The sequence below is a fragment of the Pseudomonas sp. CFBP 8771 genome, assembly GCF_014841695.1.
Classification (GTDB): Bacteria; Pseudomonadota; Gammaproteobacteria; order Pseudomonadales; family Pseudomonadaceae; genus Aquipseudomonas; species Aquipseudomonas baltica.
This window is the reverse complement of record NZ_JACYUJ010000006.1, coordinates 322,315-348,432: the sequence shown is the minus strand read 5'-3', so window position 1 is coordinate 348,432 and position 26,118 is coordinate 322,315. Positions and strand designations below refer to the sequence as shown.

Here is a 26,118-nt window from a genome sequence, read left to right as displayed (position 1 = left end):
CCGGTCCGCGCCGGTCTGAAGCTTGCGTATACGGGTCCATCCCTACCTCTTGCGGTTTGCCGATTTGAAGACATTTGACCATCTGACCGTTATCGGTCTGCGCGAGTGGGTGGCGCTGCCCGATCTGGGTGTCGCCGGCCTGCGCGCCAAGATCGATACCGGCGCCAGCACCTCCAGCCTGCACGCCACGGACATCGAGCCGTTCACCCGTGCCGGCGAAAAATGGGTGCGTTTCACCGCTCATCTGGGCACCGTGGTGCAGCTGCGCCACCGGCGTTGCGAAGCGCCGCTGGTGGCGATGAAAACCATCAAGAGCTCCAATGGCCATGCGCAGACGCGCTACGTGATCAAGACCACCCTGGCCCTGGGCGACCGGGTCTGGACAGTGGAATTCACCCTGGCCTGCCGCAAGTCCATGCGTTACCGCCTGTTGCTCGGCTCCAAGGCGCTGGTCCATGGCCAACTGGTCGTGAATCCGGGCGTCACCTACGTTCAAGACAAGCCGGTGTTCCCGGCCTCTACTACCTCTGCCACAGGTGTTGCATGAAGATCGCTGTGCTGTCGCGCAATCCGCGTCTGTATTCCACTCGTCGTCTGGTCGAAGCCGGTACTGCCCGTGGCCATGAAATGGTGGTGATCGACACGCTGCGCGCGTATATGAACATCGCCAGTCACAAACCGCAGATCCACTACCGCGGCAAACCGCTGCAGGGCTTCGATGCGGTCATTCCGCGCATCGGCGCGTCGGTGACGTTCTATGGCTGCGCGGTGCTGCGCCAGTTCGAAATGATGGACGTCTTTCCGCTGAACGAATCGGTGGCCATCGCCCGCTCGCGGGACAAGCTGCGCTCCCTGCAGCTGCTGTCGCGACGCGGTATCGGCCTGCCGGTCACCGGCTTCGCCCACTCGCCGGACGACATTCCCGACCTGATCAGCATGGTCAACGGCGCCCCCCTGGTGATCAAGGTGCTCGAGGGTACCCAAGGCATCGGTGTGGTCCTGTGTGAAACCACCAACGCGGCCGAATCGGTGATCGAAGCGTTCATGGGCCTCAAGCAGAACATCATGGTTCAGGAGTACATCAAGGAGGCCGGCGGTGCCGACATCCGCTGTTTCGTGGTGGGTGACAAGGTGATCGCGGCGATGAAGCGCCAGGCCAGGCCCGGTGAGTTTCGCTCCAACCTGCACCGCGGCGGCTGTGCCAGCCTGATCAAGATCACACCCGAAGAGCGCATGACCGCGATCCGCGCCGCCAAGGTGATGGGGCTCAGCGTCGCCGGCGTGGATATCCTGCGCTCCAACCACGGCCCGCTGGTGATGGAGGTGAATTCATCACCCGGCCTGGAAGGGATCGAGGTGACCACCGGCAAAGACGTGGCCGGGATGATCATCGAACACATCGAAAAGAACAGCGGCCCGAACATGACCCGCACCAAGGGCAAGGGCTAAACACCGCAACATGCCGTTCGGCCAGCGTTGGCGAACGGCATCCTCGTGGCGGCAGGTCTACACGGCGTCCCTGGGCAGCATCAGGCCCAGCGGCAGCCTGACACGCGCCTCCAGCCCACCCGTCGAACGATTGCGCAGCTCCACGTTGCCGCCATGCATGGCAGCGATGCGCTTGACGATCGCCAGGCCCAACCCGGTGCCCTTGCCACTGCGGGCGCGGTCCCCGCGAATGAACGGGTCGAAGATGCCGGCCAGTTCACCCGGATCGATGCCTGCCCCCCGGTCCACCACACTGAGCACCACATAGGGCGCGTTGTCGTCGCCCGAAACATGGACCGCCACCTCCACGCCGCTGCCGGCATGGTAGAGGGCGTTGCCGATCAGGTTGTTCAGCAGGCGCTTCATCGACACCCGGCGCAGTGGGAACGGCGGGATCGGTTCCAGGCGAAGCAGTACCTGTTCTTCTGCCTGGTTATAGGGCGCGACCACTTCCTGCACCAGATGGCCCAGATCGACGACCTCGACGCTTTCGTCACGGCCGTCGCGAATGAAGGCCAGGAACTGATCGAGGATCGCGTCCATGTCCTCGATGTCGCGGACCATGTCGGGGGTGAACTCGTTGTCCGAGGTCATCAGTTCCAGTGACAGCCGCAAGCGGGTCAATGGCGTGCGCAGATCGTGGGACACCCCGGCCAGCATCAGCTCGCGCTCGCGGCCGGCCTGTTCGACGTCCTCGGCCATCTGGTTGAACGCTCGGTACACCTCGGTCATTTCGCTGGGCGTGTCGCTCACCGGCAGGCGCACGCTGCGGCCCTGCCCCAATTGCCGGGCGGCGAACACCAGACGCTTGAGCGGCTGGTTGAGCTGACGCACGAATATCCAGGCCGAAGCGGTCGACAGCAAGCCGATCGCAAGGAACCAGCCCAGCACGCTCCAGATCTTCTGCCCACGCAACGGGTGCGGGTACAGAGGCACTTTCAACCAGCCCGCGCCCAGGCTCGGCGCACGCACCCACAGCGCGGGCGGGGCGTGGACGCGCAGGCGCACTTCGGTGTCTTCGCCCAGCTCGGCCTGCATCTGGCGTTGGTAGATTTCACTGTACGGCCAGTGCTGCTCGCCTTCCGGCACGCCGCCGCCGACCACCCGGATCAGGCCCGCCGCATCGGCGATCTGGTCACGGTTGTTCTCGTCCGCCGCCCAGTAGGCACGCAGCGTCAGCGCCACGCCGTGACTGTACTGGCGGTCGACCAGCACGTCTTCGTTCATCAACAGGTAGACCAGGGTCAAGGCCTTCGAGAACAGGACGACGACCAACACCAGCCAGAGGGTTCGGGCGAAAAAACTTTGGGGAAACCAGACAGGGGTTTTCATTGCGTGGCGATCACATACGTTGCAGGAGCGAGCAGGCTCGCAGACATTGTGGATGACGAACATCCCGAATCAACGAGTGATTCAGGATATCGCTCCTACAAAAACCCCGGCAGTCTATCGGGCAGCGTTGCCATCGGGTACGAACACGTAACCCACACCCCAGACCGTTTGAATGTAGCGAGGCTTGGAGGGATCGGGCTCGATCATGCGGCGCAGCCGCGAGATCTGCACGTCGATGGACCGCTCCAGGGCATCCCATTCACGTCCGCGAGCCAGGTTCATCAGCTTGTCGCGGGTCAGTGGCTGGCGCGCGTTCATCACCAGGGCCTTGAGCACGGCGAACTCACCGGTGGTCAGCATGTGCACTTCGTCGCCGCGCTTGAGTTCGCGGGTGGCCAGGGAAAGCTCGTAGTCGCCGAAGGAAACCGATTCGTCCTCGCTGCCCGGAGCGCCGGGAACCGGCGCCGACTGGCGACGCAGCACGGCCTTGACGCGCGCCATCAGTTCATCCGGGTTGAAGGGCTTGGCCAGGTAGTCGTCCGCGCCCAGTTCCAGACCCTTGATCCGGCTGAGTTCGTCACCCTTGGCGGTCAACATGATGATCGGGACCTGGTTGTTGCTGGCACGCAGGCGGCGGCAGGCAGACAGGCCGTCTTCACCGGGCAGCATCAAGTCCAGGACAACCAGATGGAACACTTCACGGGCGAGCAGGCGATCCATTTGCTCTACATTGGGCACGGCGCGCGCACGGTAGCCTTTGCTGGTGAAGAATCGCTCCAGCAGGCTGCTCAGTCCCGGATCGTCGTCAACGATGAGGATCTTTTCACCTTCGGCTGCTTGTGCGGTACTGCTCATGGGTTGCTCCTCTGATCTCGGCGCGCATTATGGCGTAGCTGCCAACGCTCGTGCCGTGTGCATTGTTAGCAGATTTTTCCTGGCCCGCTAGTCACAATCCTCGATCGCCTGGGCGTCGGGTTCGCGCCGCGACGATGTGGCTGGGTATACTGCACGGCTCGTCAGCCGGGCTCGGCGGGGATTGCACCTTGTACCCAACATTTTTCAGGTGGTTATCATGATCAGCATAAACAGCCGCATCGCCGAGGAACTCGGCGTCCGCCCTCAACAGGTCGAAGCGGCCGTCGCACTGCTGGATGAAGGTTCGACCGTGCCTTTCATCGCTCGTTACCGCAAGGAAGTGACCGGCAGCCTGGACGACACCCAGCTGCGTCACCTCGAAGAGCGCCTGCGCTATCTGCGCGAACTCGACGAGCGCCGGGCAAGCATCCTCGCCAGCATCGAGGAGCAGGGCAAGCTGACCCCCGAGCTGGCCCGCGAGATCAACCAGGCCGACACCAAGACCCGCCTGGAAGACCTTTACCTGCCGTACAAGCAGAAGCGCCGCACCAAGGGCCAGATCGCCCTGGAAGCCGGCCTCGGCGAGCTGGCCGACCGCCTGTTCGGCGACCCTGCGCTGCCCCCGGAAGCGGAGGCGGCACGGTTCGTCGACAGCGACAAGGGCGTCCTCGATACCAAGGCCGCGCTTGAAGGCGCCAAGTACATCCTGATGGAACGTTTCGCCGAAGACGCCACGCTGCTGGCCAAGCTGCGCGGTTTCCTCAAGCAGGAAGCCGTGCTCAGCGCCCGGGTGCTGGCCGGCAAGGAAGAGGAAGGCGCCAAGTTCCGCGACTACTTCGAGCATGACGAACCGCTCAAGAGCATGCCTTCGCACCGCGCCCTGGCGATCTTCCGCGGACGCAACGAGGGCATCCTCGGTTCTTCGCTGAAGGTCGGCGAGGAACTGCCGGGTACCCTGCACCCGTGCGAGATGATGATCGCCGAGCGTTTCGGCGTGAAAAACCAGCAGCGGGCCGCCGACAAGTGGCTCGGCGAAGTGGTGCGCTGGACCTGGAAGGTCAAGCTCTACACGCACCTGGAAACCGACCTGCTGAGCGAGCTGCGCGAGAACGCCGAAAGCGAGGCCATCAACGTCTTCGCACACAACCTGCATGACCTGCTGCTGGCCGCCCCGGCCGGCCCACGCGCCACCCTGGGCCTGGACCCGGGCCTGCGCACCGGCTGCAAGGTGGCGGTGGTGGATGCCACCGGCAAGCTGCTCGATCACGCCACGGTGTATCCGCACGTTCCGCACAACAAGTGGGACCAGACCCTCGCCACGCTGGCCGCGCTGTGTGCCAAGCATGCCGTGGACCTGATTGCCATCGGCAATGGCACTGCCAGTCGCGAGACCGACAAGCTGGCGGCCGAGCTGATCAAGAAATACCCAGGCCTGAAAATGACCAAGGTCATGGTGTCCGAAGCCGGTGCGTCGGTGTATTCGGCCTCGGAGCTGGCTGCTCGCGAGTTTCCCGATCTGGACGTGTCTATCCGCGGTGCGGTCTCCATCGCCCGCCGCCTGCAGGATCCGCTGGCCGAACTGGTCAAGATCGATCCGAAATCCATCGGCGTGGGCCAGTACCAGCACGATGTCTCGCAGCTCAAGCTGGCGCGGGGCCTGGATGCCGTGGTCGAGGACTGCGTGAACGCCGTGGGCGTGGACGTCAACACCGCTTCCGTGGCGCTGCTGGCGCGCATCTCCGGGCTCAACGCCACACTGGCGCAGAACATCGTTGCCCACCGCGACGAGCATGGTGCATTCAGAACCCGTGCGGCGCTGAAGAAAGTCTCGCGCCTGGGCGAAAAAACCTTCGAACAGGCGGCGGGCTTTCTGCGCGTCATGAACGGCGACAACCCGCTGGACGCCTCGGCCGTGCACCCCGAAGCATACCTGCTGGTGCAGCGCATTGCCGCGGGCACCGATCGCGACATTCGCTCGCTGATCGGTGACAGCGGCTTCCTCAAGCGCCTCGATCCGAAAAAATTCACTGACGAAACCTTTGGCCTGCCCACCGTCACCGACATCCTGCAGGAGTTGGACAAACCGGGCCGCGACCCTCGTCCCGGATTCAAGACTGCAGAATTCCAGGACGGTGTCGAAGACCTCAAGGACCTGCAACTGGGCATGGTGCTCGAAGGCGTGGTCACCAACGTGACCAACTTCGGCGCGTTCGTCGATATCGGCGTCCACCAGGACGGCCTGGTGCATATCTCGGCACTGTCGGAAAAATTCATCAAGGACCCGCGTGAAGCGGTGAAGGCTGGCGACGTGGTCAAGGTCAAGGTGATGGAAGTGGACATTCCGCGCAAACGCGTAGGGTTGTCGATGCGTATGGGCGACACGCCCGGCGAGAAGATCGACGGCGCACGTGGCAGCCGCCCTGGTGCCGCCGGGCGCCAGCAGGCCGCTCCGGCGCGCGTCAAGGAACCTGCCGCCGCACCGGCCAGTGGTGCCATGGCGTCGTTGTTCGCCAATGCCAAACAGCTGAAGAAGCGCTGATGCAGGTCGACGACGAGTTGACCCAGAGCGCCTACTTTCGCAACCTTGGCTGCGAGGTGCGGCGCCTGGACGCCGGCGTGGCCGAGGTGGCACTGCCGCTGGCCGCGCACTTGCGCAATCGTGGGCAGGTGATGCACGGTGGCGCCATCTTCAGCCTGGTCGACATTGCCATGGGCCTGGCATGTTCCACCGCGCACGGTTTCGATAATCGAAGTGTCACGCTCGAATGCAAGATCAATTACCTTCGCGCGGTGTCAGAAGGTGAGGTGATCTGCAAGGCCCAGGTATTGCACGCCGGTCGGCGCACGATGGTGGTCGAGGCCGAAGTGCTCCAGGGCGAAAAACTGATGGCAAAAGCACAAGGTACCTTCATGGTTCTCTAGCCCGAAGGGGCCGTTATGCGGTAATTTCGGCACGGCGCAGGCGGTGCCGAACGCCGCACGGCCTGCACCCTGCCCGATCGAAACCAGGCGACAACGCCGGTTCCTTTTTGTCTTCACCCTTGCAGACCGTCCGCTCCACCCCCATATCGGGGCGACTGACGCGTGAAGGAATCCAACTTGAGCGAATTTCTCAACCGCCGCCTGACTTTGCTCGGCGAGCCTGCCACCCTTTCCCTGCTCGCGCAGTGCCTGCATGGCATAGAGCGCGAGTGCCTGCGCGTCAACCACGAGGGTCGCCTGGCACAGACGCCACACCCCGAGGCGTTGGGCGCGGCGCTGACCAACGAACAGGTCACTACGGACTATTCCGAATCGCTGCTGGAATTCATCACGCCCGCGCTCCAGGATCCTGCACAGACCCTGCACAGCCTCGAGCAGATCCACCGCTTCGTGTACAGCAAGCTGGGCAGCGAGTATCTGTGGAGCCCCTCCATGCCCTGCCCGCTGCCAGCCGAGGAAGACATCCCGCTGGCCTACTACGGCACCTCGAACATCGGGCGCCTCAAGTATGTCTATCGCCAGGGTCTGTCCCTGCGCTATGGCCGCACCATGCAGTGCATCGCCGGCATTCACTATAATTTCTCCCTGCCCGAGCAGCTGTGGCCGGTGCTCAAGCAGGCCGAGGGTTATGTCGGCACCGATCGCGATTATCAGTCGGCGGCCTACATCGCACTGATCCGCAATTTCCGCCGCTACAGCTGGTTGCTGATGTACCTGTTCGGCGCCTCGCCGGCGCTGGATGCAGGCTTCCTGCGCGGACGTGCCCATCAACTCGAGCAACTGGATGCGCAGACCCTGTACCTGCCCTATGCCACCAGCCTGCGCATGAGCGACCTGGGCTACCAGAGCAATGCCCAGGCGGGCCTGACGCCGTGCTACAACGATCTGGCCAGCTACACCGACAGCCTGCGCAAGGCGGTTGCCACGCCCTACGCACCTTACGTCCAGGTCGGTACGCACAAGGATGGCGAATGGGTGCAGTTGAACACCAACATTCTGCAGATCGAAAACGAGTACTACTCCAACATTCGTCCGAAACGAGTGACCTACAGCGGCGAACGGCCGATCCAGGCCTTGATGGCGCGCGGCGTGCAGTACATCGAAGTGCGTTGCCTGGACATCAACCCGTTCCTGCCCACCGGCGTTGACCTGCCCGAGTCGCGTTTTCTCGATGCGTTCCTGTTGTTCTGCGCGCTGGAAAGCAGCCCGCAGATCGACAGTGCCGAGTGCTCGGCGTGCACCGACAATTTCCTCAATGTGGTCAAGGAGGGTCGCCGCCCTGGCCTGCAGCTGCAGCGCAATGGGGAAGCGGTCGAGCTCAAGGACTGGGCCAATGATCTGCTGGAGCGTATCGACCCCGTCGCCGCCCTGCTCGATCGCAGCACTGGTACCGATGAGCATGTGCAGGCGATGGCGGCGCAGCGTGCCAAGGTTGGCGATGCGTCGCTGACGCCGTCGGCGCAGGTACTGGCGAAGATGGCCGAGCAGAAGCAGAGTTTTGCCGAGTTTTCCTTCAGCCAGAGCCAGGCTCACGCCGACTACTTCCGCGAGCAGCCATTGAGCCCCCAGGACCAGGCGCGCTTCGAACAGCAAGCCCGCGATTCGCTGGTAGCCCAGGCGACGCTGGAAGCCGAAGAAGTTGGCGATTTCGATCTGTTCGTCGGCTCCTATCAGGCAAGCATCCTCGCCATCAGCAACTGACCAAGCGGTCGATCCTCGAAAGACCGCGGCGCCTGCTTCGCGGCCACGGACCGCTCCTACGGATGGCCTCGACCTCACGTAGGAGCGGTCATCGGCCGCGAAAGGGGCGCCGCGTAGCATCAGACAAACCGCAGCGCGCCCTTCGCGGCCACAAACCGCTCCTACGGATGGCCTCGACCTTACGTAGGAGCGGTCATTGGCCGCGAAAAGGGCACTGCCGATCCAGCGGATGCCCCGCTACAGCGCTTTTTCGAAGATCTTCGAATTACGCTGGTAGTTGTACAGCGAGGCACGTGCCGAGGGCAGGCGTTCGACACCGCTGGGCACGAAGCCACGCTCGCGAAACCAGTGCGCCGTACGGGTGGTCAGCACGAACAGGGTGCTGAGTCCGAGCGCGCGCGCCCGTTCCTCGATGCGCTCGAGCAGCTCGTCGCCACGCCCGCCGTGGCGGTATTCCGGATTCACCGCCAGGCAGGCCAGCTCGCCGGTCTGCGAATCGGCGATCGGGTACAACGCCGCGCAGGCGATGATCATGCCTTCGCGCTCGACCACGCTGAACTGGGTGATCTCACGCTCCAATACTTCCCGCGAGCGGCGCACCAGAATGCCCTGCTCTTCCAGCGGGCTGATCAAGTCCAGCAACCCACCGACGTCTTCGATGTTGGCTTCGCGCACCTGTTCGAACTGCTCTTGCGCCACCAGGGTGCCGCCGCCATTGCGAGTGAACAGCTCGGTCAGCAGTGCACCGTCTTCGGCGTAGCTGACGATATGCGCGCGGCTGACGCCACCCTTGCACGCCTGAGCGGCGGCATCGAGCAACTCGCCCTGGTAGTCGTTGCCCAGACGCAGCAAGTGCGCCGGTACCTGCTGCGGACGCAGCTCGCGCACCAGATGACCGGTTTCGTCGAGCAAGCCCGGCTCGGCGCCGAACAGCAGCAACTTGTCGGCTTCCAGGTCGATGGCTGCCCGCGTGGCCACGTCTTCGCAGGCAATGTTGAAGATCTCGCCGGTGGGCGAATAGCCCAGTGGCGACAGCAGCACGATCGAGCGTTCGTCGAGCAGGCGATTGATGCCCTTGCGATCGACCCGGCGCACTTCGCCGGTATGGTGGTAATCGACACCCTCGACCACGCCGATCGGCCGCGCCGTGACCAGGTTGCCGCCCGCCACGCGCAACCGCGAGCCCTGCATCGGTGAGGACGCCATGTCCATGGACAGGCGTGCCTCGATGGCGATCCGCAGGTGACCCACGGCATCGATCACGCATTCGAGCGTGGCCGCATCGGTGACCCGCAGGTTGCGATGGTAATGCGGGCTCAGACCGCGCGCGGCCAGGCGGCTCTCGATCTGCGGGCGCGACCCGTGGACCAGCACCAGGCGCACGCCCATGCTGTGCAGCAGCACCAGGTCGTGGACGATATTGCCGAAGTTGGGGTGGGCAACGCCTTCGCCGGGAAGCATCACCACGAAGGTGCAGTCACGGTGGGCATTGATGTAGGGAGAAGCGTGGCGAAGCCAATTCACGTAGTCGGGCATGACAGCAAAAGCCTGTAGAAAAGTGGGACGAAAAGCATCACTCGGCGCACAGCGGTATGAGGGTTATCGTCGTGACAGGCTAGGCAACACGCGTGCACTCCTTGCATGGATGGCGGCCTCGGGCGCAGCCAGATTCAGGTGATCACCGATTCGAGGCAGTAATGCCCGATCAGTTCACGCAATAGACGCACGGTAGGCTGCAAACGTGACATTTCGAGGTATTCGCCGGGCTGGTGGGCACAGGCGATGTTGCCCGGACCCAGCACCAGGGTTTCACACCCCATGCTCTGCAGGTATGGCGCCTCGGTGCCGAAGCCCACGGCGGCTGCAGTGTGCCCGGTCAGGCGCTCGGCGACCCGGACCAGCTCGGCGTCGGCACGCTGCTCGAAGGGGGGGACCTCGGCGAACAACGGCGCGTAGTCGATCTTCACCTGGTGCAGCTCGGCCAACGGTGCCAGCTTGCCGAGAATCGCGGCACGCAGGACCTGCGGGTCCATGCCCGGCAACGGCCGCAGGTCGAACTCCAGCGAGCATTGCCCGCAGATACGGTTGGGGTTGTCGCCGCCGTGGATGCAACCCAGGTTCAAGGTCGGCTGGGGCACACTGAACTGCGCGTTGTTGTACTCGCGCTGCCACTGCCGGCGCAGGCTCAGCAACTCGCCGATGGCCCCGTGCATCGCTTCCAGGGCGCTGTGGCCCAGGCTTGGGTCCGAGGAATGGCCACTGCGACCGAGGATGTCGATGCGCTCCATCATCACCCCCTTGTGCAGGCGGATCGGCCTGAGCCCGGTCGGCTCGCCGATGACCGCGGCACGGCCCAACGGGCGACCGGCCGCGGCCAGCGCCTTGGCGCCGGACATCGAACTTTCCTCGTCACAGGTGGCGAGGATGATCAGCGGCTGCTTGAACGGCTGGTCGATCAGGCCACGCACCGCCTCGATCGCCAGCGCGAAGAAGCCCTTCATGTCGCAACTGCCCAGCCCGACCCAGCGTCCGTCGACTTCGGTGAGCTTGAGCGGATCGGTGCTCCACAGCGCCTCGTCGTAGGGCACCGTGTCGCTGTGCCCGGCCAGCACAAGGCCGCCGGGGCCGCTGCCGAACGTGGCGATCAGGTTGAACTTGCCGGGCTCGACCTGCTGGATATCGCAGGCAAAACCCAGGTCGGACAGCCAGCCGGCCAGCAGATCGATCACCTGGCGGTTGGACTGGTCCAGGCTGGGCTGGGTGCAACTCACCGAAGGCGCCGCGATGAGGGCGGCGAACTGTTCCTGCATGGACGGCAATGGCATGGCGAACCTCCCGGGGCGAGCCCCATCATAGAGCCATCGGGCGCCAAGAATAAACCGCCGTGGCGCGACTGCTGTACACTGCACGGCCTTATCTAGTCATCAGCGCGTTGTTGTCCGCCAGCGCTTGGATTGCCCCCTCATGCACAAAGAAACCGAAATCAAACTGCGCGTCAGCCGCGAAACGCTCGCTGCCTTGCGTGAGCACCCTTTGCTGAAGAAGCGCAACAAAAGTGGCTGGGAGCGCCGAGAGCTGTTCAACCAGTACTTCGACACGCCTGCGCGCGAACTGGCGGCGGCCAAGGTTGCCCTGCGCCTGCGTCGCGATGGCGAAGAAGTCATCCAGACCCTCAAGACCCGTGGCAGCAGCGTAGCCGGGCTGTCGCAGCGCAACGAGTACGACTGGACCCTGCCCAAGGCCAAGCTCGACCTGAAGAAACTCGACGGCGAATGCTGGCCCGAGCAACTGGCCGAACTCGACAAGAAGACCATCAAGCCGGTGTTCACCACCGATTTCGTGCGCGAGCGGGCAGAGATCGCCTGGGGCCGCGGCAAGGCCCGGGTGGTGATCGAAGCCGCCCTGGACCTGGGCAAGGTCATCGTCGGCAAGCAGTCCGAAGAGATCTGCGAACTGGAGCTGGAGTTGCGTGAAGGTGAGCCATCGGCATTGCTCGAGCTGGCCGCCGAACTGGCCGAGAAACTGGCGCTGATGCCCTGTGACATCAGCAAGGCCGAGCGCGGCTATCGCCTCAGCGATCCGGACAGCTACGCCCTGAGCCTGCCGGCGCCGGAACTGAACGCTGAAACCTCGCTCGACGACGCCTTCACCGCCTTGGCCTGGCACCTGTTGGCGAACAGCCAGCGCCTGGCCGAGCAGTACCGTTTCAACGGCCACTGGCGCCTGCTGCAGGACTGGGTACAACAACTCGTCGAACTGCGCGGACTGGTTGGCAGTCTCGGCCAGGCCGCTCCACGCACCAGCAGCAACGAGCTGCGCACCTCCCTCGATGCGCTGCTCGAAGACTGGCGCCCGCTGGTGCAGGCCGGGCAGGAGGACGAGGACGTGCGCAAGGCCGCGCCCGAGCAGTTCGCCGAAGAGCTGCTGGACGTGCGCTGGGGCCAGTTCTCGCTGAACACTTCGCGCTGGCTGCTGGGCCGCCTGTGGACGGTCGAGCGCAACAACCGCGGCAACCGCCAGGGCGCCGCCCAGCTGCAAAGCTGGCTGGGCCACCTGCTGGCCGAAGAAGGCGCAGCGCTGCAACTGCCGCGCTACCAGCAGCAGCCCGAGGACCTGGCCGAGCAGTTGCCACGCATCGAACGCATCCAGAGCTGGCTGCATCTGGCCCGCGGTGTGCTGGACGTGCCGGAAGTCGACCGCCTGTTCGGCGAACTGAACAAGCTGCATGCATTGGCCAGCCTGGATATCAGCGATGAAGTGCTGGACGCGCGGATGCAGCAGGCCATTGCCGTGAGCCAGAACCGCGCCTGGAAACTGCTGCTGCGCAAGTAAGCTTTGCGGGGTTTTTCCGACCTCTTCGCGGCTGCCAGCCGCTCCTACAGGGTGTTGTGAACCTGTAGGAGCGGCTGGCATCGCGCCTCACCGATTAACCGGCAAACTGGTGGTGGACTTGATTTCGGACAGCGCCACCGTCGAATTCACCTCTTGAATGCCCGGCACCATAGACAGTTTCTCGAAGAAAAAACGCTCGTATGCTTCGATGTCCGGCGTGACGATGCGCAGCAGGAAATCGACATTGCCCATCAACACATAGCACTCCAGCACCTCTGGAAAGCCGCGTATCGCTTCGGTGAACTCGGTGAAGTTCGAGCGACCGTGGGCGTTGAGTTTCACTTCGGCGAATATCTGCGTGTTGAGGCCGATCTTCTTGCGGTCCAGCAGCGTCACCTGCGCCCTGATCACCCCCTCTTCCTTGAGCCGCTGGATGCGCCGCCAGCAGGGTGACTGCGACAAGCCCACCTGTTCGGCGATCTGCGCGCTGGAGAGCGTGGCGTCCTCTTGCAGCAATGCGAGGATGCGCCGGTCATAAGCATCCAAAGAACTTTGCATAGAAATGCCTCTGCCTTGCGGTTTATGGAATTGCACAATTCAAGATAGCTCAATAAGTCGCCAAGTCAGGCAAGAAATACCGGCGTCAGCGTGGGAGACTTTCTCCCATCGACCACGGAGATCGCCCATGTCCGCCTTTGAACTGCTGACCTCGCCGCGCCCCGATGTCTGGGCCGCAGGCAACCTGACCACCACCGTGCAGTTCAGCCTGAGTGCCGAGATCGAGGCCGACGTGCTGTGCCGGGTGCTCAATCTGTTTGCCATGCAGTACCTGATCCCCCGGCAGCTCGCTGCATCCCAGGTAGCGGACAGCCTGCAGATCCAGGTGCAGGTGGGCGAGTTGACCTGGCACCGCGCACAGGTCATCGCGGAAAAGATGCGCAACCTGATCAGCGTGTTCGATGTGCAACTGGTCGACGCCCAGCACCCCGCCCAGGTACAGTCGTACGCTTGAGCGGCCGACAAATGCGGCAACGGTTGCCATGACGGCGACTTCCGGCACGGGCGCTAGGCTGGGTAGCACGACAGATCGCGCACCGCCAAGGAGGCCTCCGCATGACGCTCGTCGCCACTCCCCGCCGACATTGCCACGACGGCAGCCTGAACCTCGATGATCTGATCGACGCCCTGCTCGTCGAAGGCCTCATCGCAGCGGACGTCGCCCAGGCACTGTGCGACGACTTGAAACAGGAATGCGCGCACCCAGCCCACCCCCTGCAACGGCTCGCCGACTGCCGATTGCCCGACCCGCGCCAACCCGGGCACTTGCTGACGCTCGAGGTCTTGAGCCGGTGGCTGGCGGACCACGCCGGGCAACCCTACCTGCGCATCGACCCGCTGTGCATCGACGTTGCCACCGTGGTCGCCTTGATGCCCCAGGCCTTCGCCATGCGCCACAACATTCTCGCCGTGGCCGTGGACGAACACAGCGTCACCATCGCCAGCGCGCAGCCCTGGCAGCGCCAGTGGGAAGCCGACCTGGCCCATGCACTCAAACGCTCGATCAAGCGCGTGGTCGCCAACCCCGCGGACATCCAGCGTTTCACCGAACAATTCTTTCAGCTGGCGCGCTCGGTCAGTGGCGCCAGGGTCCAGGGCCAGCCCGGCGCCGCAGGCAATCTGGAGCAGCTGCTGCAACTGGGCGACATGGCCACGGTGCCCGCTGCCAGCGACCAGCACGTCATCAATATCGTCGACTGGCTGTTCCAATACGCGTTCGAGCAGCGCGCCAGTGACATTCATATCGAGCCGCGGCGCGACTTCGGTGCGCTGCGCTTTCGCATCGATGGCTTGCTGCATTGCGTGTACCGGTTCCCCGAGCAGGTCACCCTGGCTATCGTCAGCCGCCTGAAAAGCCTGGGGCGCATGAACGTCGCCGAGAAGCGCAAGCCTCAGGATGGCCGGATCAAGACCCGCCTGCCGCAGGGCCAGGAAATCGAGCTGCGCCTGTCCACCCTGCCCACGGCCTTCGGCGAAAAGCTGGTGATGCGCATCTTCGACCCTCAGGTGTTGCTCAAGGATTTTACCCAGCTGGGCCTGGTGGCCGAAGACCTGCGGCGCTGGCAGCAGATGACCTCCCAGGCGCACGGCATCGTGCTGGTGACCGGACCCACGGGTTCGGGCAAGACCACCACGCTGTACACCACCCTCAAGCAGCTGGCGACCCCGCAGATCAACCTGTGCACCATCGAAGATCCGATCGAGATGGTCGAACCGGCCTTCAACCAGCTGCAGGTGCAGCACAACATCGACCTGGACTTTGCCAGTGGCCTGCGTGCACTGATGCGGCAGGATCCGGACATCATCATGATCGGTGAGATCCGCGACCTGGAGACGGCCGAGATGGCGATCCAGGCGGCCCTCACCGGCCATCTGGTGGTATCGACGCTGCACACCAACGATGCCGTGGGCGCGATCACTCGCCTGCTGGAACTGGGTGTCGCGCACTACCTGATCAAAGCCACAGTGCTGGGCGTCATGGCGCAGCGCTTGGTACGTACGCTGTGCGAAGACTGCAAGGCGCCGGTGCGCATCGACCCGAAGAGCTGGCAGGCGCTCATCGAGCCTTGGCGCATGGCCGTGCCCGAGGGTGCGCGGCGGGCCGTCGGCTGTCCGCGCTGTCGCGACACCGGTTACTGCGGACGTGCCGGGGTCTATGAAGTGCTACTGATAAGCGACGGCGTGAAGGCCTGCATCGACGCCCACACCGACCTCGCCGAGCTGCGGCGCCAGGCCTGCCGGGAGGGCATGCGCAGCCTGCGCCTGAGTGGCGCACGGCAGATCGCCGCCGGCCTGACCACGCTCGAGGAGGTGCTGCGCGTCACCCCGCGCATCGAGTCGCTGTAACGCCACCGCGGCAGGCAAGCCGTTGGCCTTGGGGAACTTGGACGTGGTTGGCCGTATCCAACATGCGAACGACAACTGCCCCGGATTACATTCGTACCGGATCACACTGTGGAGTCTCGATCATGCGCCTCAAAACCGCCGTTGCTACCCTCGCGTTGCTGTCCCTGCCCGTAAGCTCGGCCATGGCCGACCCCTTCTGGCGCAACGTGCTCTCTTCCGGCGCCACGACCGGCTCCTCCTACCTGACCTTCAAGGATCACAAGTTGATCATCGCCGCCCAGGACGATGCCGGCAGCTTCGTGGCCAGCGAAGGCGGTATCCGTGGCCCGTACCTGGAAGCCGCGATCCACAAGGTACGCGCCGAGAACCCTGGCCTGCAGGCTTCCGACATGGATCTGGCCAACGCCATCCTGGCCCGGAACGCCGTCGCCGACAACTGACAGCGCAGCCATGAAAAAACCCTCGCACCCAGGTGCGAGGGTTTTTTTGTGTGCAGGTTATTTGCACGGGCGCGAGCGAGGGGCCGTGGGCCCCTTGCCCCTGTCAGCGCACCAGATGCAGGAACTGCATGTGCCGTTCGTACTGGTCGAGGATGTCGTTGATGATCTGCTCCTTGCTGTAGCCGACCAGGTCGTAGTCCTGGCTGCCTTCGGCCAGATGCACCTCGGCACGGTAGTAGCGCCGGTTCTTCAGTTCCTGATTGCCCATGCCGCCACGGGCGAAGGATGGCGTGAAGTAACCGCGCATCTGCACCTGATAGATGAACGGCCGCTCTTCACCATGACCGATCTCGAAGATCACGTTGTCGTGAGGCGTGTCCTCTTGCGCAACGGCATCCAGGCCCTTCTCGGCGAACGATGCGGTCACTTCGGCCACGGCAGGCCGTACGTGGGTGTCCATGAACCGGTACACCTCGTCACGCGAGGGGAAGCTCACGGCCTGACTCAACCGCTGCCGCCAGCCGCCACGCCCTGGGCGCGAGCTGGCAACCGGGGCCAGCGAATACAACTGGGCGATCTTGCGCTGGCTTTCCATGTGGAACGCCTTGTGCAGTCCCCACATCATCGCCAGCAGAATGATCGAGAACGGCAGCGAGGTCAGCACCACCGCCGATTTCAGCGAGTCGATGCTGCCGGCGAACAGCAGGCCGCTGGTGACCAGCGCGGTCATCGCACCCCAGAATACCCGCAGCCATTTCGGCCCGTCTTCGTCGGGGTTGCCGCCACGTGCCGACAAGGTGGAGAGCACGACGGTGCCCGAGTCGGCCGAGGTGACGAAGAACACGAAACTGATGAACACCGTAACGGCAATCACCGTCCTCGCCCATGGGTAGGTTTCGAGCAGCAGGTAGAGGGTCATCGACGGGTCGTCGATGGCCGACTGGCCGATGGCAGCCATGCCGTGGTTGATCACCTGGTCGATGGCGCTGTTGCCGAAGATCGACATCCAGGCCAGGGTGAAGCCCAGTGGAATCAGCAGCACACCGAAGACGAACTCGCGAATGGTGCGTCCGCGCGAGATGCGCGCAATGAACAGCCCCACGAAAGGCGACCAGGCAATCCACCAGGCCCAGTAGAACACCGTCCAGTTACCCAGCCAGTCGCTGGGTTTGTCGTAGGCATAGACGTCGAAGCTCTTGCTGGGCAGTGCACCCAGATAATCGCCAACGTTCTGCACCAACGTGCTGAGCAAGTGCTGGGTCGGCCCGGCGAACAGCACGAAGAGCAACAGCGCACAGGCCAGCAGCATGTTGATGTCGGACATCACCCGCACGCCCTTGTCGACGCCGGAGACCGCCACCAGAATGGCTGCACCCATCATCAGGGTGATCAGGATCACCTGCACCCACTGGGTGTGGGCCACCCCGAACAGGTAGTCCAGGCCGGAATTGAGGTGCAGCACGCCGAACCCCATGTCCGCCCCCAGGCCGAAGATGGTGGCGATGATGCCGAAGCCGTCCACAGCGTAGCCGATCGGCCCGTTGATGCGTTTGCCGATCAATGGGTAGAGAGCCGAACGCAGCGCCAGCGGCAGGTTGTGGCGATAGGCGAAATAGGCCAGGGCCATGCCGACGAAGGCGAACACGCCCCAACCGTGCAGGCCCCAGTGCAGGAACAGCAACTGCATGGCCTGGCGCGCGGCTTCCTGGGTGCCCGCCTCGCCCTGCGGCGGTTGCAGCATATGGGTCAGCGGTTCGGAAACGCAGAAGAAGAACAGCGTGATGCTGATGCCGGCGGCAAACAACATGCCGGCCCAGGACAGGTAGCTGAACTCGGGCTCGTCATGATCGGCCCCCAGCTTGATCTTGCCGTAACCCGACAGCGCCGTGACCACGACGAACACCAGGTACAGGGTCATGGCCAGCATGTAGTACCAACCGACCGTGTTGGCGGCCCAGCTTTGCGCCGCCATCAGCCACTGGCCAGCTGCCTGCGGAAAGGAGATGACGACGATGCCGAAAATCAGGATGAAACTGGCGGCGAAGTAGAACACCGGAGGGTTCATGCGCACGTTGCCGCTTGGCGCTGATGAAGATGCACTCATGCGCGGTGCACTCCACACGTTCGTAAATGGAAGAAACTGGGCGTTTTCAGCAAGGGATGGCCTCCTGTTGAACGCGAATCGCGATCCATGGTTTTATTGAACGAGCGTTCAATTAAAACACGACTGATGGTAGATGGCCAATTGATGGGCCGAACGGTCCTGCCTGGCAGGCCGTTCGCGGCGTCCTGCCAAGCCCTATTTCTGACTGCCGTCGTCGTGCACCAGGTTGGCTTGGGTGAGGTTGCTGCCGGCCGGCACGGTGCGCGTGAGCCAGACGTTGCCGCCAATGGTCGAGCCCTGGCCGATGGTGATGCGACCCAGGATGGTCGCGCCGGCGTAGATGACCACATCGTCCTCGACGATCGGGTGGCGCGGATGCCCCTTCTGCAGCTGCCCGGACTCGTCCGCGGGGAAGCGCTTGGCGCCCAGGGTGACCTGCTGGTAGATACGCACCCGCTCGCCGATGACGGCGGTTTCGCCGATCACCACGCCCGTGCCGTGGTCGATGAAGAAGCTTGGGCCGATCCGCGCGCCGGGGTGGATATCGATGCCGGTCGCCGAATGCGCCAGTTCCGAGCTGATGCGCGCCAGCAACGGCAGGCCGGCGAGATACAGATGGTGAGCGAGGCGATGATGGATCACCGCGAGCACGCCGGGATAGCACAGCAATACCTCATCGACACTGCGCGCCGCGGGATCGCCGTGATAGGCGGCCAGCACGTCGGTGTCGAGCAGGCGCCGCAGGCCGGGCAGCGCCGCAGCGAAATCCTGGATCAGTTCCAGGGCCCTGGCGTCGACGGCGGGCAAGTCGCAGTCGCCATTGCGCGCGGCGTAGCGCAGTTCCAGGCGGGCCTGGGTCAAGAGTTCGTTGAGCGCGGCGTCCAGGGTATGGCCTACATAGAAGTCTTCGCTTTCTTCGCGCAGGTCCACCGGCCCCAGGCGCATCGGGAACAACGCGCCGCACAACTGCTCGAGCACTTTGGCCATGGCCTCGCGCGACGGCAGCTCGCGGCCGCCCTGCATGCCGCAACTGCGTCCGTTCTGCCGGCGCCAATCGGAGCGCGCCTCATGCAACTGGCCGACGATGGACTGCAACTGCCAATGGCCTCTGCGTGCCTGAGGAATGTCGTTCACGGTTATACCCTGCCTTGTGTGGAAACAGCGATGGCCGCCGATTGGCGCCCACCATACGGGAAAAATCCAGGCGGTAAAAAGAACGCTTTGGACGTGTCGTGGAGCATCTGAACATAAGCCGCGGTCATACGTTCCGTGGGCGCCGAGGGGGCTTGTGGGCCAGCGTGGCGGTGCCTATAGTCCTGTTTTCCCATTGCGCCTTCGCCTCGACGACCGGTAACCGCACAGGTGGCCGCCAACGCTGCGAAACCCTCCCTCATTTCAAGGATCCGCCATGAAGTTTCCCGCATTGCGCAAACACCTGCTGATCGCCGGCCTGGTTCTGGGCAGTTCGCTGCTGGGCCAGGCAATGGCTGGCGAACAATTGCAGAAAATCAAGGACGCCGGTGTCATCAACATCGGCCTGGAGGGTACCTACCCGCCGTTCAGCTTCGTGGACGAAAACGGCAAGCTGACCGGCTTCGAAGTGCAACTCTCCGAGGCCCTGGCCAAGGAACTGGGCGTCAAGGTCAAGCTGCAGCCCACCCCATGGGCCGGTATTCTCGCAGCGCTGGAGTCCAAGCGGCTCGACGTCGTGGTCAATCAGGTGACCATCTCCGATGAGCGCAAGAAGAAGTACGACTTCTCCAAGCCCTACACCGTGTCCGGTATCCAGGCCGTGGTCGCGAAGAAGAATGCCGACAGCATCAAGCAGGCCTCCGACCTGGCCGGCAAGAAAGTCGGCATGGGCCTGGGCACCAACTACGAGCAGTGGCTCAAGGACAACGTGCCGAGCGCCGTGGTGAAAACCTACGACGATGATCCGACCAAGTACCAGGACCTGCGCGTCGGCCGTATCGATGCGATTCTGGTGGACCGCCTGGCCGCCTTCGACCTGATCAACAAGACCAACGAAACCCTCGCCCTGGCAGGCGACGCGTTCTCGCGTCAGGAAGCCGGGATCGCCGTGCGCAAGGGCGAGCCGGAACTGCTCAAGGCACTCGACGACGCTCTCGACAAACTGCGCGCCGACGGCACCCTGGCCAAGCTGTCCAAGCAATGGTTCAGCGCTGACGTCACGCAATGATCGAGAGCAGCCTGCAGCTGATGCTCGATTCGGCACCCTTTCTGCTCAAGGGTGCCTACTACACGGTCTTCCTCAGCCTGGGCGGAATGTTCTTCGGCCTGCTGCTGGGGTTCGGCATGGCGTTGATGCGGTTGTCCCGAAGCCGCCTGCTGAGCTGGCCGGCCAGGGTCTACGTGTCGTTCTTCCGCGGCACGCCGTTGCTGGTCCAGCTGTTCGTCATCTACTACGGCCTGCCGCAGATCGGTATCGAACTGGACCCGTTGCCCGCTGCACTCATCGGCTTTTCGCTGAACATGGCCGCCTATGCCTGTGAAATCCTGCGGGCGGCGATCGCGTCCATCGAGCGCGGCCAATGGGAGGCAGCTGCCAGCATCGGCATGACCCGCGCGCAGACCTTGCGCCGGGCCATCCTGCCGCAGGCCATGCGCACCGCCCTGCCGCCACTGGGCAACAGTTTCATTTCACTGGTCAAGGACACGGCACTGGCAGCGACCATTCAGGTACCGGAGCTGTTCCGCCAGGCGCAGTTGATCACCGCCCGTACGTTCGAGATCTTCACCATGTACCTGGCGGCCGCATTGATCTACTGGCTGTTGGCAAGCGTTCTGGCGCACCTGCAGAATCATCTGGAACGGCGGGTCAACCGCCACGACCAAGAGGCATGAAGCAATGATCGTGGTAAAGGGCCTGACCAAACAGTTCAATGGCCACAGCGTGCTCAAGGGCATCGACCTGGAGATCGCCGCCGGTGAGGTGGTGGCGATCATCGGCCCCAGCGGCTCGGGCAAGACGACCTTCCTGCGCTGCCTGAACCTGCTGGAAACACCTACCAGTGGCCAGATCCGTGTGGGCGACATCGAAATCGACGGAGCCCGCGTGGCGCAGCAGCAGGGCCTGATTCGCGAGTTGCGCCAGCAGGTGGGTTTCGTCTTCCAGAACTTCAACCTGTTTCCCCATCGCACGGCGTTGGCGAACGTCATCGAAGGGCCGCTGGTGGTAAAGAAGATGGCCAAGGCCGAAGCGACCGAACTGGGCCGCGAGCTGTTGGCCAAGGTTGGCCTGGCCGGCAAGGAAGAGGCCTACCCCAGGCGGCTCTCGGGCGGTCAGCAGCAGCGCGTGGCGATTGCCCGGGCGCTGGCCATGCAGCCGCAGGTCATCCTCTTCGACGAGCCGACTTCAGCGCTGGACCCGGAGCTGGTCGGCGAAGTGCTGGCAACGATTCGGGGCCTGGCGCAGGAAAAGCGCACCATGGTCATCGTCACCCACGAGATGCAGTTCGCCCGCGACGTGGCCAATCGCGTGGTGTTCTTCGACCAGGGGGTGATCGTGGAACAGGGACCGGCCCGCGAGTTGTTCGCCAACCCGCAGCAGGCACGGACCCGGCAGTTCCTCGACAAGTTCCTGCACCCGGAGGGCTAGCGCCGTTCAGCGCTTGCGGAACACGTAGAACAGGTTGGGTTCGCTGACCATGTACAGGTTGCCATCGTCGTCCATGGCGATGCCTTCGGGTTGCGGCACGCTCTTGCTCAAGCCTTGGCGGCCCTTGCGCAGCGACATGGTGCTCAGGGGCCGGCCCTGCACGTCCAGTTCCAGCACCAGCAGCGATTCGTCCGACAGGGCGAGCAGGTGGCCGCTGCGCTCGTCGTATTGCAGGCTGGAAAGGTCGCGCACGAACAGGCCGGCATCGCGCCGGCGGTCCTGGGTCACCTGCACGTCCAGCGGCTTGTCGCTGACTCCACGCGGAAAGCCCTGCACTTCGTAGATCAGCATGGGATCGCGCTCGCGCGCCACGAACAGGCGCTTGCCGGTCGAGTCGTAGGCCAACCCCTCGAAACCCTTGTTGCTGCGGCCACCGAAGTTGAGGCTCAACTGCTCGGCCTGCTGGGCGTCGATGATCTGCGTGTCGTCGGTGACGTTGACCTTGATCAGGCGCTGCTGGCGCTCGTCGGTGATCACGTAGACACCGGGGCTGATGTACTCGACCGCCTCCGGGTCGCCGAACCCGACCAGCGCGATACGTCGCAGGATGGTGCCCTGCAGCGACAGCTCGATCAGCTCCGAACGCTGGTTGGTAACGGTGAACAGGGTCTTGCGCGATGGATCGAAGGTCAGTGCCGAGATGTCGTCGTCCAGGCCTTCGACCACCTTCGCCTCGATATCCACCTGATAGCTGTCCAGGTTGATTGCGCCTGGCAGCGGGCCTCCGAGCCAGCGCTCGACGTTGAAACTGGCCCGTTCGATCCAGCGAAAGTGATGCAGTGCGGCGAAGGCGCAGATCAGTGCAAGCAGTGCCGCGATCAGCAGCAGGTGAATGGGTCGAACGAAGAAACGCATCGCGTCGGGCTCTGAAGTGAAGTGTGCGCATCAAACCATTAAATGATGAAGCCAGGCTTAAGTTTCTACGGATTGATTTGTAGGAAACGTCGAAGCAATTGCAGCGCCAGAAGACGCTGCTATCCGGCTCAACGCTTGCGCAATACGTAGAACAGATTCGGCTCGCTGACCAGGTAGATCGTGCCTTCGTCGTCCATGGTCACGCCTTCGGCGCGGGGAATGGTGTCCTTGAGGCCGTTCATGCCGCCCAGCAGGGCCATGAAGCTCCACTGCTTGCCGGTTTCGTCGTATTCCATGAGCAGGTGCGAGTCGGCCGAGAGCAGCAGGCGGTGACCGGTGCGCGGATCCACTGCCAGCGCCGAAAGGTTGCGCATGTCCAGGTCGGGCGCATCGAGGCGTTGCTTCTCGCCGGTGGGCAGGCCATCGCTGCCCAGCTTCAGCGAGAACAGCGCCGGTGGTCTTTCTTCGCCAAGCAACAGGCGCTGGTTGCGCGGATCCCAGGCCAGGGCTTCGAAAGCCTTGTTCTGGTCCGCCGAAGGGCCGAGGTCGAACGGCGCGAAGTCGGCGATGTTCAGCTCGCGGGTGTCGGCCTCGACCTTGACCACGGTCAGTTGGTGCTGGCGCTCGTCGATGATCGCCAGGCGCCCATCGGCGAGTGTGGTGATGGCCTCCGGATTGCTCCAGCCGGTCAGCGGCATCTTGCGCAGCACGTCGCCCTGCAGGCTCAGCTCGACCAGATAGGGGTTCTTGCCCATCACCGCGAACAAGGTACGGGTGCCGGGGTGATAGGTGATGTCCGAGGCTTCGTCGCCTTCCATGCCGGGCAGGGCCTTGGCGTCGATCACGGCTTCATAGTCAGGCAGCCAGACACTGGCCTTGCGCTCGGTGCTGTTGTGCGTCCACTCCTGCACCCACAGCTCGGCGCGGTCGTCCCAGTGCAAGACCACCGCGACGATGTAGCCGATCAGCAGCACCAGCAAGGTCCACAGGTACCAACGTTTATGCAGGGGGCGGGATGAATGCAGCGCGGCGCGGACCATGAAGTACCCTTGCTGGAGACGGATTCATACGGGCACATCCGAACAATGCACCCACTTGGGTGGGGGCATTATCCAGATCGAATGTAAAAAAAAGGTGAGGCGTGGGGCGACTACTGGACGCGGCTGGTGAAGCGGCTGACACCGGGCAGTTCCAGCACGATTTCGGCGCCGATTTCGAGCGGGCCTACCCCGGCCGGGGTGCCGGTGAGGATGACGTCGCCAGCCTGCAGCGAGAAGCACCCGGCCATGTACTGGATCATCGGCACGATGGCGTTGAGCATCAGGTTGCTGTTGCCGTCCTGGCGCACGTCGCCGTCGATGGTCAGGCGTATCGGGATGTCGGTGAGGTCAGGGAAGCTGTCGGCCGATACGAACGGTGCGATCACTGCCGCGCCGTCGAACGACTTGGCGATTTCCCACGGCAGGCCCTTCTCGCGCAGGCGCGCCTGGACGTCGCGCAGGGTCAGGTCCAGCGCCGGGGCGAAGCCGGAGATGGCATCGATGACTTCTTCGGCACTGGGCCGGGTGCTCAGTGACTTGCCCAGCAGCACCGCGATTTCCGCCTCGTAGTGCACCGCGCCGCGATCGGTCGGAATGGTGAAGGTTTCCTGCAACGGCACCACGCAGCTGCTTGGCTTGATGAACAGCAGCGGCTCGGTCGGAATCGGGTTGTCCAGCTCCTTGGCATGCTCGGCGTAGTTGCGGCCGATGCACACCACCTTGCCCAGCGGAAAGTGGATGCGGGTACCGTCGATGTACTGGTGCTGGTAGCTCATTGCTCGAACCTCTGCTCAGATGAACGTATCAAATGGAAAAGATCTTGCCAGGGTTCATGATCCCATTGGGGTCGAACACTGCCTTCATGGCTTTCATGTACTGGATTTCGACCGGCGAGCGGCTGTACTGCAGGTAGTCGCGCTTGACCATGCCCACGCCGTGCTCGGCGGAGATGGAGCCGTTGTACCTGCGCACGGTTTCGAAGACCTCGGTATTGACCAGCGCACATTCGGCAAAGAATGCGTCCTTGTCCATGTGCTCGGGCTTGAGGATGTTCAGGTGCAGGTTGCCGTCGCCGATGTGGCCGTACCAGAGCACGTCGAATGCCGGATAGCGCTCGCTGACGATGGCGTCGATCTCGCGCAGGAATGCCGGCACCTTGGAAATGGTCACCGAGATGTCGTTCTTGTACGGCACCCAATGGGAGATGGTTTCGGAGATGTACTCGCGCAGCTTCCACAGGTTGCGCAGCTGCTGTTCGCTCTGGCTCATCACCCCATCGAGTACCCAGCCCTGCTCCACGCAGTGTTCGAAGGTGGCCAGCGCGGTGTCGGCGATGTCGTCGGTGGTGGCTTCGAATTCCAGCAGGGCATAGAACGGGCAGGCCGTTTCGAACGGCGCCGGCACGTCGCCGCGACCCAGCACCTTGGCCAGCGCCTTGTCGGAGAAGAACTCGAACGCCGTGAGGTCGAGCTTGCCCTGAAACGCATGCAGCACCGGCATGATCGCATCGAAGTCGGTGGTGCCGAGCACCATCGCGGTGAGGTTCTTCGGCGCACGGTCCAGGCGCATGGTGGCCTCGACGATGAACCCCAGGGTGCCTTCGGCGCCGATGAACAACTGACGCAGGTCGTAGCCGGTGGCGTTCTTGACCAGGTCCTTGTTCAGCTCCAGTACATCGCCCTGGCCGGTGACCACTTTGAGGCCCGCCACCCAGTTGCGCGTCATGCCGTAGCGGATGACCTTGATGCCGCCGGCGTTGGTGCCGATATTGCCGCCGATCTGGCTGGAACCCGACGAGGCGAAATCCACCGGGTAGTACAGGCCGTTTTCCTCGGCCAGGTTCTGCAGCTGCTTGGTGATGACGCCTGGCTGGCAGACCACGGTGCGGTCGGTCGTGTTGAACTCGAGCACCTTGTTCATGTAGTCGAACGACACCACCACCTCGCCGTTGGCCGCTACCGCCGCAGCCGACAGACCGGTACGCCCACCCGAAGGGACCAGCGCCACCTTGCGCTCGTTGGCCCAGCGCACGATGGCCTGGACCTGCTCGGTGGTCTTGGGAAAGGCGATGGCGCTGGGTGCCGGGGCGTACTGTTTGGTCCAGTCCCGGCCGTAGGTGTCGAGCGAAGCGGCATCGGTGAGGACCTTGCCAGGCTCGAGCAGGGTCTTGAGTTCATCGATCAGGGCATGACGGTTCATGGACGCGACTCTGCAAGTGAAGGATTCACGAATCGGGCGATTCGCGGCCCGCTAAACCTCGGACCATTCATAGTCACCCTGAGAACGGCTCATGACCCAGGATGGGCGTACGACAGGGAGGCTATGCTAGCATACGCCCCCCGCCAATCGAGCCTTGGCCCGGTGCGCGCCGCTTCACTTCCTGCCATTTTTTTCGGGACACAGGTT

The 26,118-nt window shown here is 63.6% G+C and carries 23 protein-coding genes; 12 read left to right on the top strand and 11 right to left on the bottom strand.

Translation table 11 applies throughout. From position 1 onward, the window contains the following. Nucleotides 1-64 precede the first annotated feature (64 nt). Nucleotides 65-547: a retropepsin-like aspartic endopeptidase RimB gene (gene rimB, locus IFT80_RS16125; protein WP_043192313.1), complete on the top strand. Its 483-nt coding sequence runs from the start codon at nucleotides 65-67 to the stop codon at nucleotides 545-547. Then, nucleotides 544-1,449, top strand: coding sequence for a 30S ribosomal protein S6--L-glutamate ligase (rimK, locus tag IFT80_RS16120; RefSeq protein ID WP_122479844.1), 906 nt, complete (start codon nucleotides 544-546; stop codon nucleotides 1,447-1,449). The genes rimB and rimK overlap by 4 nt, the downstream gene beginning before the upstream one ends. Nucleotides 1,450-1,506: 57 nt before the next feature. On the opposite strand, the gene IFT80_RS16115 is transcribed toward rimK, so the two are convergent. Together IFT80_RS16115 and ompR are read right to left on the bottom strand one after the other, a co-directional pair. Beyond that, the gene (locus IFT80_RS16115; RefSeq protein ID WP_122480125.1) at nucleotides 1,507-2,820 is read right to left on the bottom strand and encodes an ATP-binding protein; all 1,314 of its coding nucleotides are present in this window, start codon (nucleotides 2,818-2,820) and stop codon (nucleotides 1,507-1,509) included. A 114-nt stretch (nucleotides 2,821-2,934) separates the two neighbouring features. After that, nucleotides 2,935-3,675, bottom strand: a complete 741-nt coding sequence (gene ompR / locus IFT80_RS16110) for an osmolarity response regulator transcription factor OmpR (protein WP_122479845.1) — start codon at nucleotides 3,673-3,675, stop codon at nucleotides 2,935-2,937. A gap of 217 nt (nucleotides 3,676-3,892) precedes the next feature. Here ompR and IFT80_RS16105 point away from each other — a divergent pair, with 217 nt between their 5' ends. From IFT80_RS16105 to gshA, 3 genes are all read left to right on the top strand, one after another. Beyond that, the gene (locus IFT80_RS16105; protein ID WP_192055033.1) at nucleotides 3,893-6,214 is read left to right on the top strand and encodes a Tex family protein; all 2,322 of its coding nucleotides are present in this window, start codon (nucleotides 3,893-3,895) and stop codon (nucleotides 6,212-6,214) included. Continuing rightward, nucleotides 6,214-6,597 (top strand): PaaI family thioesterase, encoded by a 384-nt coding sequence (locus IFT80_RS16100; protein WP_192137866.1) that lies wholly within the window; start codon nucleotides 6,214-6,216, stop codon nucleotides 6,595-6,597. The genes IFT80_RS16105 and IFT80_RS16100 overlap by 1 nt, the downstream gene beginning before the upstream one ends. A gap of 177 nt (nucleotides 6,598-6,774) precedes the next feature. Beyond that, a complete protein-coding gene (gene gshA / locus IFT80_RS16095; protein WP_192137865.1) occupies nucleotides 6,775-8,358 on the top strand; it encodes a glutamate--cysteine ligase in 1,584 nt (527 codons plus the stop codon). A 237-nt stretch (nucleotides 8,359-8,595) separates the two neighbouring features. Here the strand turns inward: gshA and argA are convergent, their stop codons facing one another. Both argA and argE read right to left on the bottom strand, forming a co-directional pair. After that, a complete protein-coding gene (gene argA, locus IFT80_RS16090) occupies nucleotides 8,596-9,894 on the bottom strand; it encodes an amino-acid N-acetyltransferase (protein WP_192137864.1) in 1,299 nt (432 codons plus the stop codon). Nucleotides 9,895-10,028: 134 nt separating this feature from the next. Next, nucleotides 10,029-11,183, bottom strand: a complete 1,155-nt coding sequence (gene argE, locus IFT80_RS16085) for an acetylornithine deacetylase (RefSeq protein ID WP_192137863.1) — start codon at nucleotides 11,181-11,183, stop codon at nucleotides 10,029-10,031. A gap of 139 nt (nucleotides 11,184-11,322) precedes the next feature. Between argE and IFT80_RS16080 the strand changes: the two genes are divergently transcribed. Continuing rightward, the gene (locus tag IFT80_RS16080) at nucleotides 11,323-12,690 is read left to right on the top strand and encodes a CYTH domain-containing protein (protein ID WP_185794726.1); all 1,368 of its coding nucleotides are present in this window, start codon (nucleotides 11,323-11,325) and stop codon (nucleotides 12,688-12,690) included. An 87-nt stretch (nucleotides 12,691-12,777) separates the two neighbouring features. Here the strand turns inward: IFT80_RS16080 and IFT80_RS16075 are convergent, their stop codons facing one another. Next, nucleotides 12,778-13,248: an Lrp/AsnC family transcriptional regulator gene (locus IFT80_RS16075; RefSeq protein WP_122796211.1), complete on the bottom strand. Its 471-nt coding sequence runs from the start codon at nucleotides 13,246-13,248 to the stop codon at nucleotides 12,778-12,780. Nucleotides 13,249-13,375: 127 nt separating this feature from the next. Here IFT80_RS16075 and IFT80_RS16070 point away from each other — a divergent pair, with 127 nt between their 5' ends. From IFT80_RS16070 to IFT80_RS16060, 3 genes are all read left to right on the top strand, one after another. After that, nucleotides 13,376-13,702, top strand: coding sequence for a hypothetical protein (locus IFT80_RS16070; RefSeq protein WP_244657671.1), 327 nt, complete (start codon nucleotides 13,376-13,378; stop codon nucleotides 13,700-13,702). Nucleotides 13,703-13,803: 101 nt separating this feature from the next. Further along, complete coding sequence (locus IFT80_RS16065) at nucleotides 13,804-15,594, top strand: GspE/PulE family protein (protein ID WP_192137862.1); 1,791 nt, start codon at nucleotides 13,804-13,806, stop codon at nucleotides 15,592-15,594. Between the two features lie 122 nt (nucleotides 15,595-15,716). Further along, nucleotides 15,717-16,034, top strand: coding sequence for a DUF2388 domain-containing protein (locus IFT80_RS16060; protein WP_122479854.1), 318 nt, complete (start codon nucleotides 15,717-15,719; stop codon nucleotides 16,032-16,034). A gap of 103 nt (nucleotides 16,035-16,137) precedes the next feature. On the opposite strand, the gene betT is transcribed toward IFT80_RS16060, so the two are convergent. Together betT and epsC are read right to left on the bottom strand one after the other, a co-directional pair. Continuing rightward, nucleotides 16,138-18,099: a choline transporter BetT gene (gene betT, locus IFT80_RS16055; RefSeq protein WP_185794803.1), complete on the bottom strand. Its 1,962-nt coding sequence runs from the start codon at nucleotides 18,097-18,099 to the stop codon at nucleotides 16,138-16,140. A gap of 234 nt (nucleotides 18,100-18,333) precedes the next feature. Next, nucleotides 18,334-19,272, bottom strand: coding sequence for a serine O-acetyltransferase EpsC (gene epsC / locus IFT80_RS16050; RefSeq protein ID WP_185794723.1), 939 nt, complete (start codon nucleotides 19,270-19,272; stop codon nucleotides 18,334-18,336). A 274-nt stretch (nucleotides 19,273-19,546) separates the two neighbouring features. Between epsC and tcyJ the strand changes: the two genes are divergently transcribed. Genes tcyJ through tcyN form a run of 3 tightly spaced genes read left to right on the top strand, consistent with a single transcriptional unit; the run spans nucleotide 19,547 to nucleotide 21,757 of the window. Further along, nucleotides 19,547-20,338: a cystine ABC transporter substrate-binding protein gene (tcyJ, locus tag IFT80_RS16045; RefSeq protein WP_122479857.1), complete on the top strand. Its 792-nt coding sequence runs from the start codon at nucleotides 19,547-19,549 to the stop codon at nucleotides 20,336-20,338. Next, entirely contained in the window at nucleotides 20,338-21,003 is a 666-nt protein-coding gene (tcyL, locus tag IFT80_RS16040) for a cystine ABC transporter permease (RefSeq protein ID WP_192137902.1), read from the top strand. The genes tcyJ and tcyL overlap by 1 nt, the downstream gene beginning before the upstream one ends. A gap of 4 nt (nucleotides 21,004-21,007) precedes the next feature. After that, on the top strand, nucleotides 21,008-21,757 hold the full coding sequence (gene tcyN / locus IFT80_RS16035; RefSeq protein WP_122479858.1) for an L-cystine ABC transporter ATP-binding protein TcyN: 750 nt from the start codon (nucleotides 21,008-21,010) through the stop codon (nucleotides 21,755-21,757). Between the two features lie 6 nt (nucleotides 21,758-21,763). Here tcyN and IFT80_RS16030 read toward each other — a convergent pair whose 3' ends face one another. The 4 genes from IFT80_RS16030 to IFT80_RS16015 all read right to left on the bottom strand — a co-directional run bounded on the left by IFT80_RS16030 (nucleotide 21,764) and on the right by IFT80_RS16015 (nucleotide 25,911). Further along, the gene (locus tag IFT80_RS16030; protein ID WP_192059442.1) at nucleotides 21,764-22,672 is read right to left on the bottom strand and encodes an SdiA-regulated domain-containing protein; all 909 of its coding nucleotides are present in this window, start codon (nucleotides 22,670-22,672) and stop codon (nucleotides 21,764-21,766) included. Between the two features lie 128 nt (nucleotides 22,673-22,800). Continuing rightward, entirely contained in the window at nucleotides 22,801-23,712 is a 912-nt protein-coding gene (locus IFT80_RS16025; protein WP_192137861.1) for an SdiA-regulated domain-containing protein, read from the bottom strand. Nucleotides 23,713-23,822: 110 nt separating this feature from the next. Further along, nucleotides 23,823-24,488 (bottom strand): fumarylacetoacetate hydrolase family protein, encoded by a 666-nt coding sequence (locus IFT80_RS16020; protein WP_122479861.1) that lies wholly within the window; start codon nucleotides 24,486-24,488, stop codon nucleotides 23,823-23,825. 28 nt (nucleotides 24,489-24,516) lie between these two features. Then, nucleotides 24,517-25,911 carry an FAD-binding oxidoreductase gene (locus tag IFT80_RS16015; RefSeq protein WP_192137860.1) on the bottom strand — a complete coding sequence of 465 codons (1,395 nt, stop codon included), beginning with the start codon at nucleotides 25,909-25,911 and terminating at the stop codon, nucleotides 24,517-24,519. Between the last annotated feature and the right edge of the window lie 207 nt (nucleotides 25,912-26,118).

What these genes read in the sequence shown, in the direction of transcription:
- rimK (WP_122479844.1), top strand. Translation starts at nt 544, where the DNA reads ATGAAGATCGCTGTGCTGTCGCGCAATCCGCGTCTGTATTCCACTCGT.
- IFT80_RS16115 (WP_122480125.1), bottom strand. Translation starts at nt 2,820, where the DNA reads ATGAAAACCCCTGTCTGGTTTCCCCAAAGTTTTTTCGCCCGAACCCTC.
- ompR (WP_122479845.1), bottom strand. Translation starts at nt 3,675, where the DNA reads ATGAGCAGTACCGCACAAGCAGCCGAAGGTGAAAAGATCCTCATCGTT.
- IFT80_RS16105 (WP_192055033.1), top strand. Translation starts at nt 3,893, where the DNA reads ATGATCAGCATAAACAGCCGCATCGCCGAGGAACTCGGCGTCCGCCCT.
- IFT80_RS16100 (WP_192137866.1), top strand. Translation starts at nt 6,214, where the DNA reads ATGCAGGTCGACGACGAGTTGACCCAGAGCGCCTACTTTCGCAACCTT.
- argA (WP_192137864.1), bottom strand. Translation starts at nt 9,894, where the DNA reads ATGCCCGACTACGTGAATTGGCTTCGCCACGCTTCTCCCTACATCAAT.
- argE (WP_192137863.1), bottom strand. Translation starts at nt 11,183, where the DNA reads ATGCCATTGCCGTCCATGCAGGAACAGTTCGCCGCCCTCATCGCGGCG.
- IFT80_RS16080 (WP_185794726.1), top strand. Translation starts at nt 11,323, where the DNA reads ATGCACAAAGAAACCGAAATCAAACTGCGCGTCAGCCGCGAAACGCTC.
- IFT80_RS16075 (WP_122796211.1), bottom strand. Translation starts at nt 13,248, where the DNA reads ATGCAAAGTTCTTTGGATGCTTATGACCGGCGCATCCTCGCATTGCTG.
- IFT80_RS16070 (WP_244657671.1), top strand. Translation starts at nt 13,376, where the DNA reads ATGTCCGCCTTTGAACTGCTGACCTCGCCGCGCCCCGATGTCTGGGCC.
- IFT80_RS16065 (WP_192137862.1), top strand. Translation starts at nt 13,804, where the DNA reads ATGACGCTCGTCGCCACTCCCCGCCGACATTGCCACGACGGCAGCCTG.
- IFT80_RS16060 (WP_122479854.1), top strand. Translation starts at nt 15,717, where the DNA reads ATGCGCCTCAAAACCGCCGTTGCTACCCTCGCGTTGCTGTCCCTGCCC.
- betT (WP_185794803.1), bottom strand. Translation starts at nt 18,099, where the DNA reads ATGAACCCTCCGGTGTTCTACTTCGCCGCCAGTTTCATCCTGATTTTC.
- tcyJ (WP_122479857.1), top strand. Translation starts at nt 19,547, where the DNA reads ATGAAGTTTCCCGCATTGCGCAAACACCTGCTGATCGCCGGCCTGGTT.
- tcyN (WP_122479858.1), top strand. Translation starts at nt 21,008, where the DNA reads ATGATCGTGGTAAAGGGCCTGACCAAACAGTTCAATGGCCACAGCGTG.
- IFT80_RS16030 (WP_192059442.1), bottom strand. Translation starts at nt 22,672, where the DNA reads ATGCGTTTCTTCGTTCGACCCATTCACCTGCTGCTGATCGCGGCACTG.
- IFT80_RS16025 (WP_192137861.1), bottom strand. Translation starts at nt 23,712, where the DNA reads ATGGTCCGCGCCGCGCTGCATTCATCCCGCCCCCTGCATAAACGTTGG.
- IFT80_RS16020 (WP_122479861.1), bottom strand. Translation starts at nt 24,488, where the DNA reads ATGAGCTACCAGCACCAGTACATCGACGGTACCCGCATCCACTTTCCG.
- IFT80_RS16015 (WP_192137860.1), bottom strand. Translation starts at nt 25,911, where the DNA reads ATGAACCGTCATGCCCTGATCGATGAACTCAAGACCCTGCTCGAGCCT.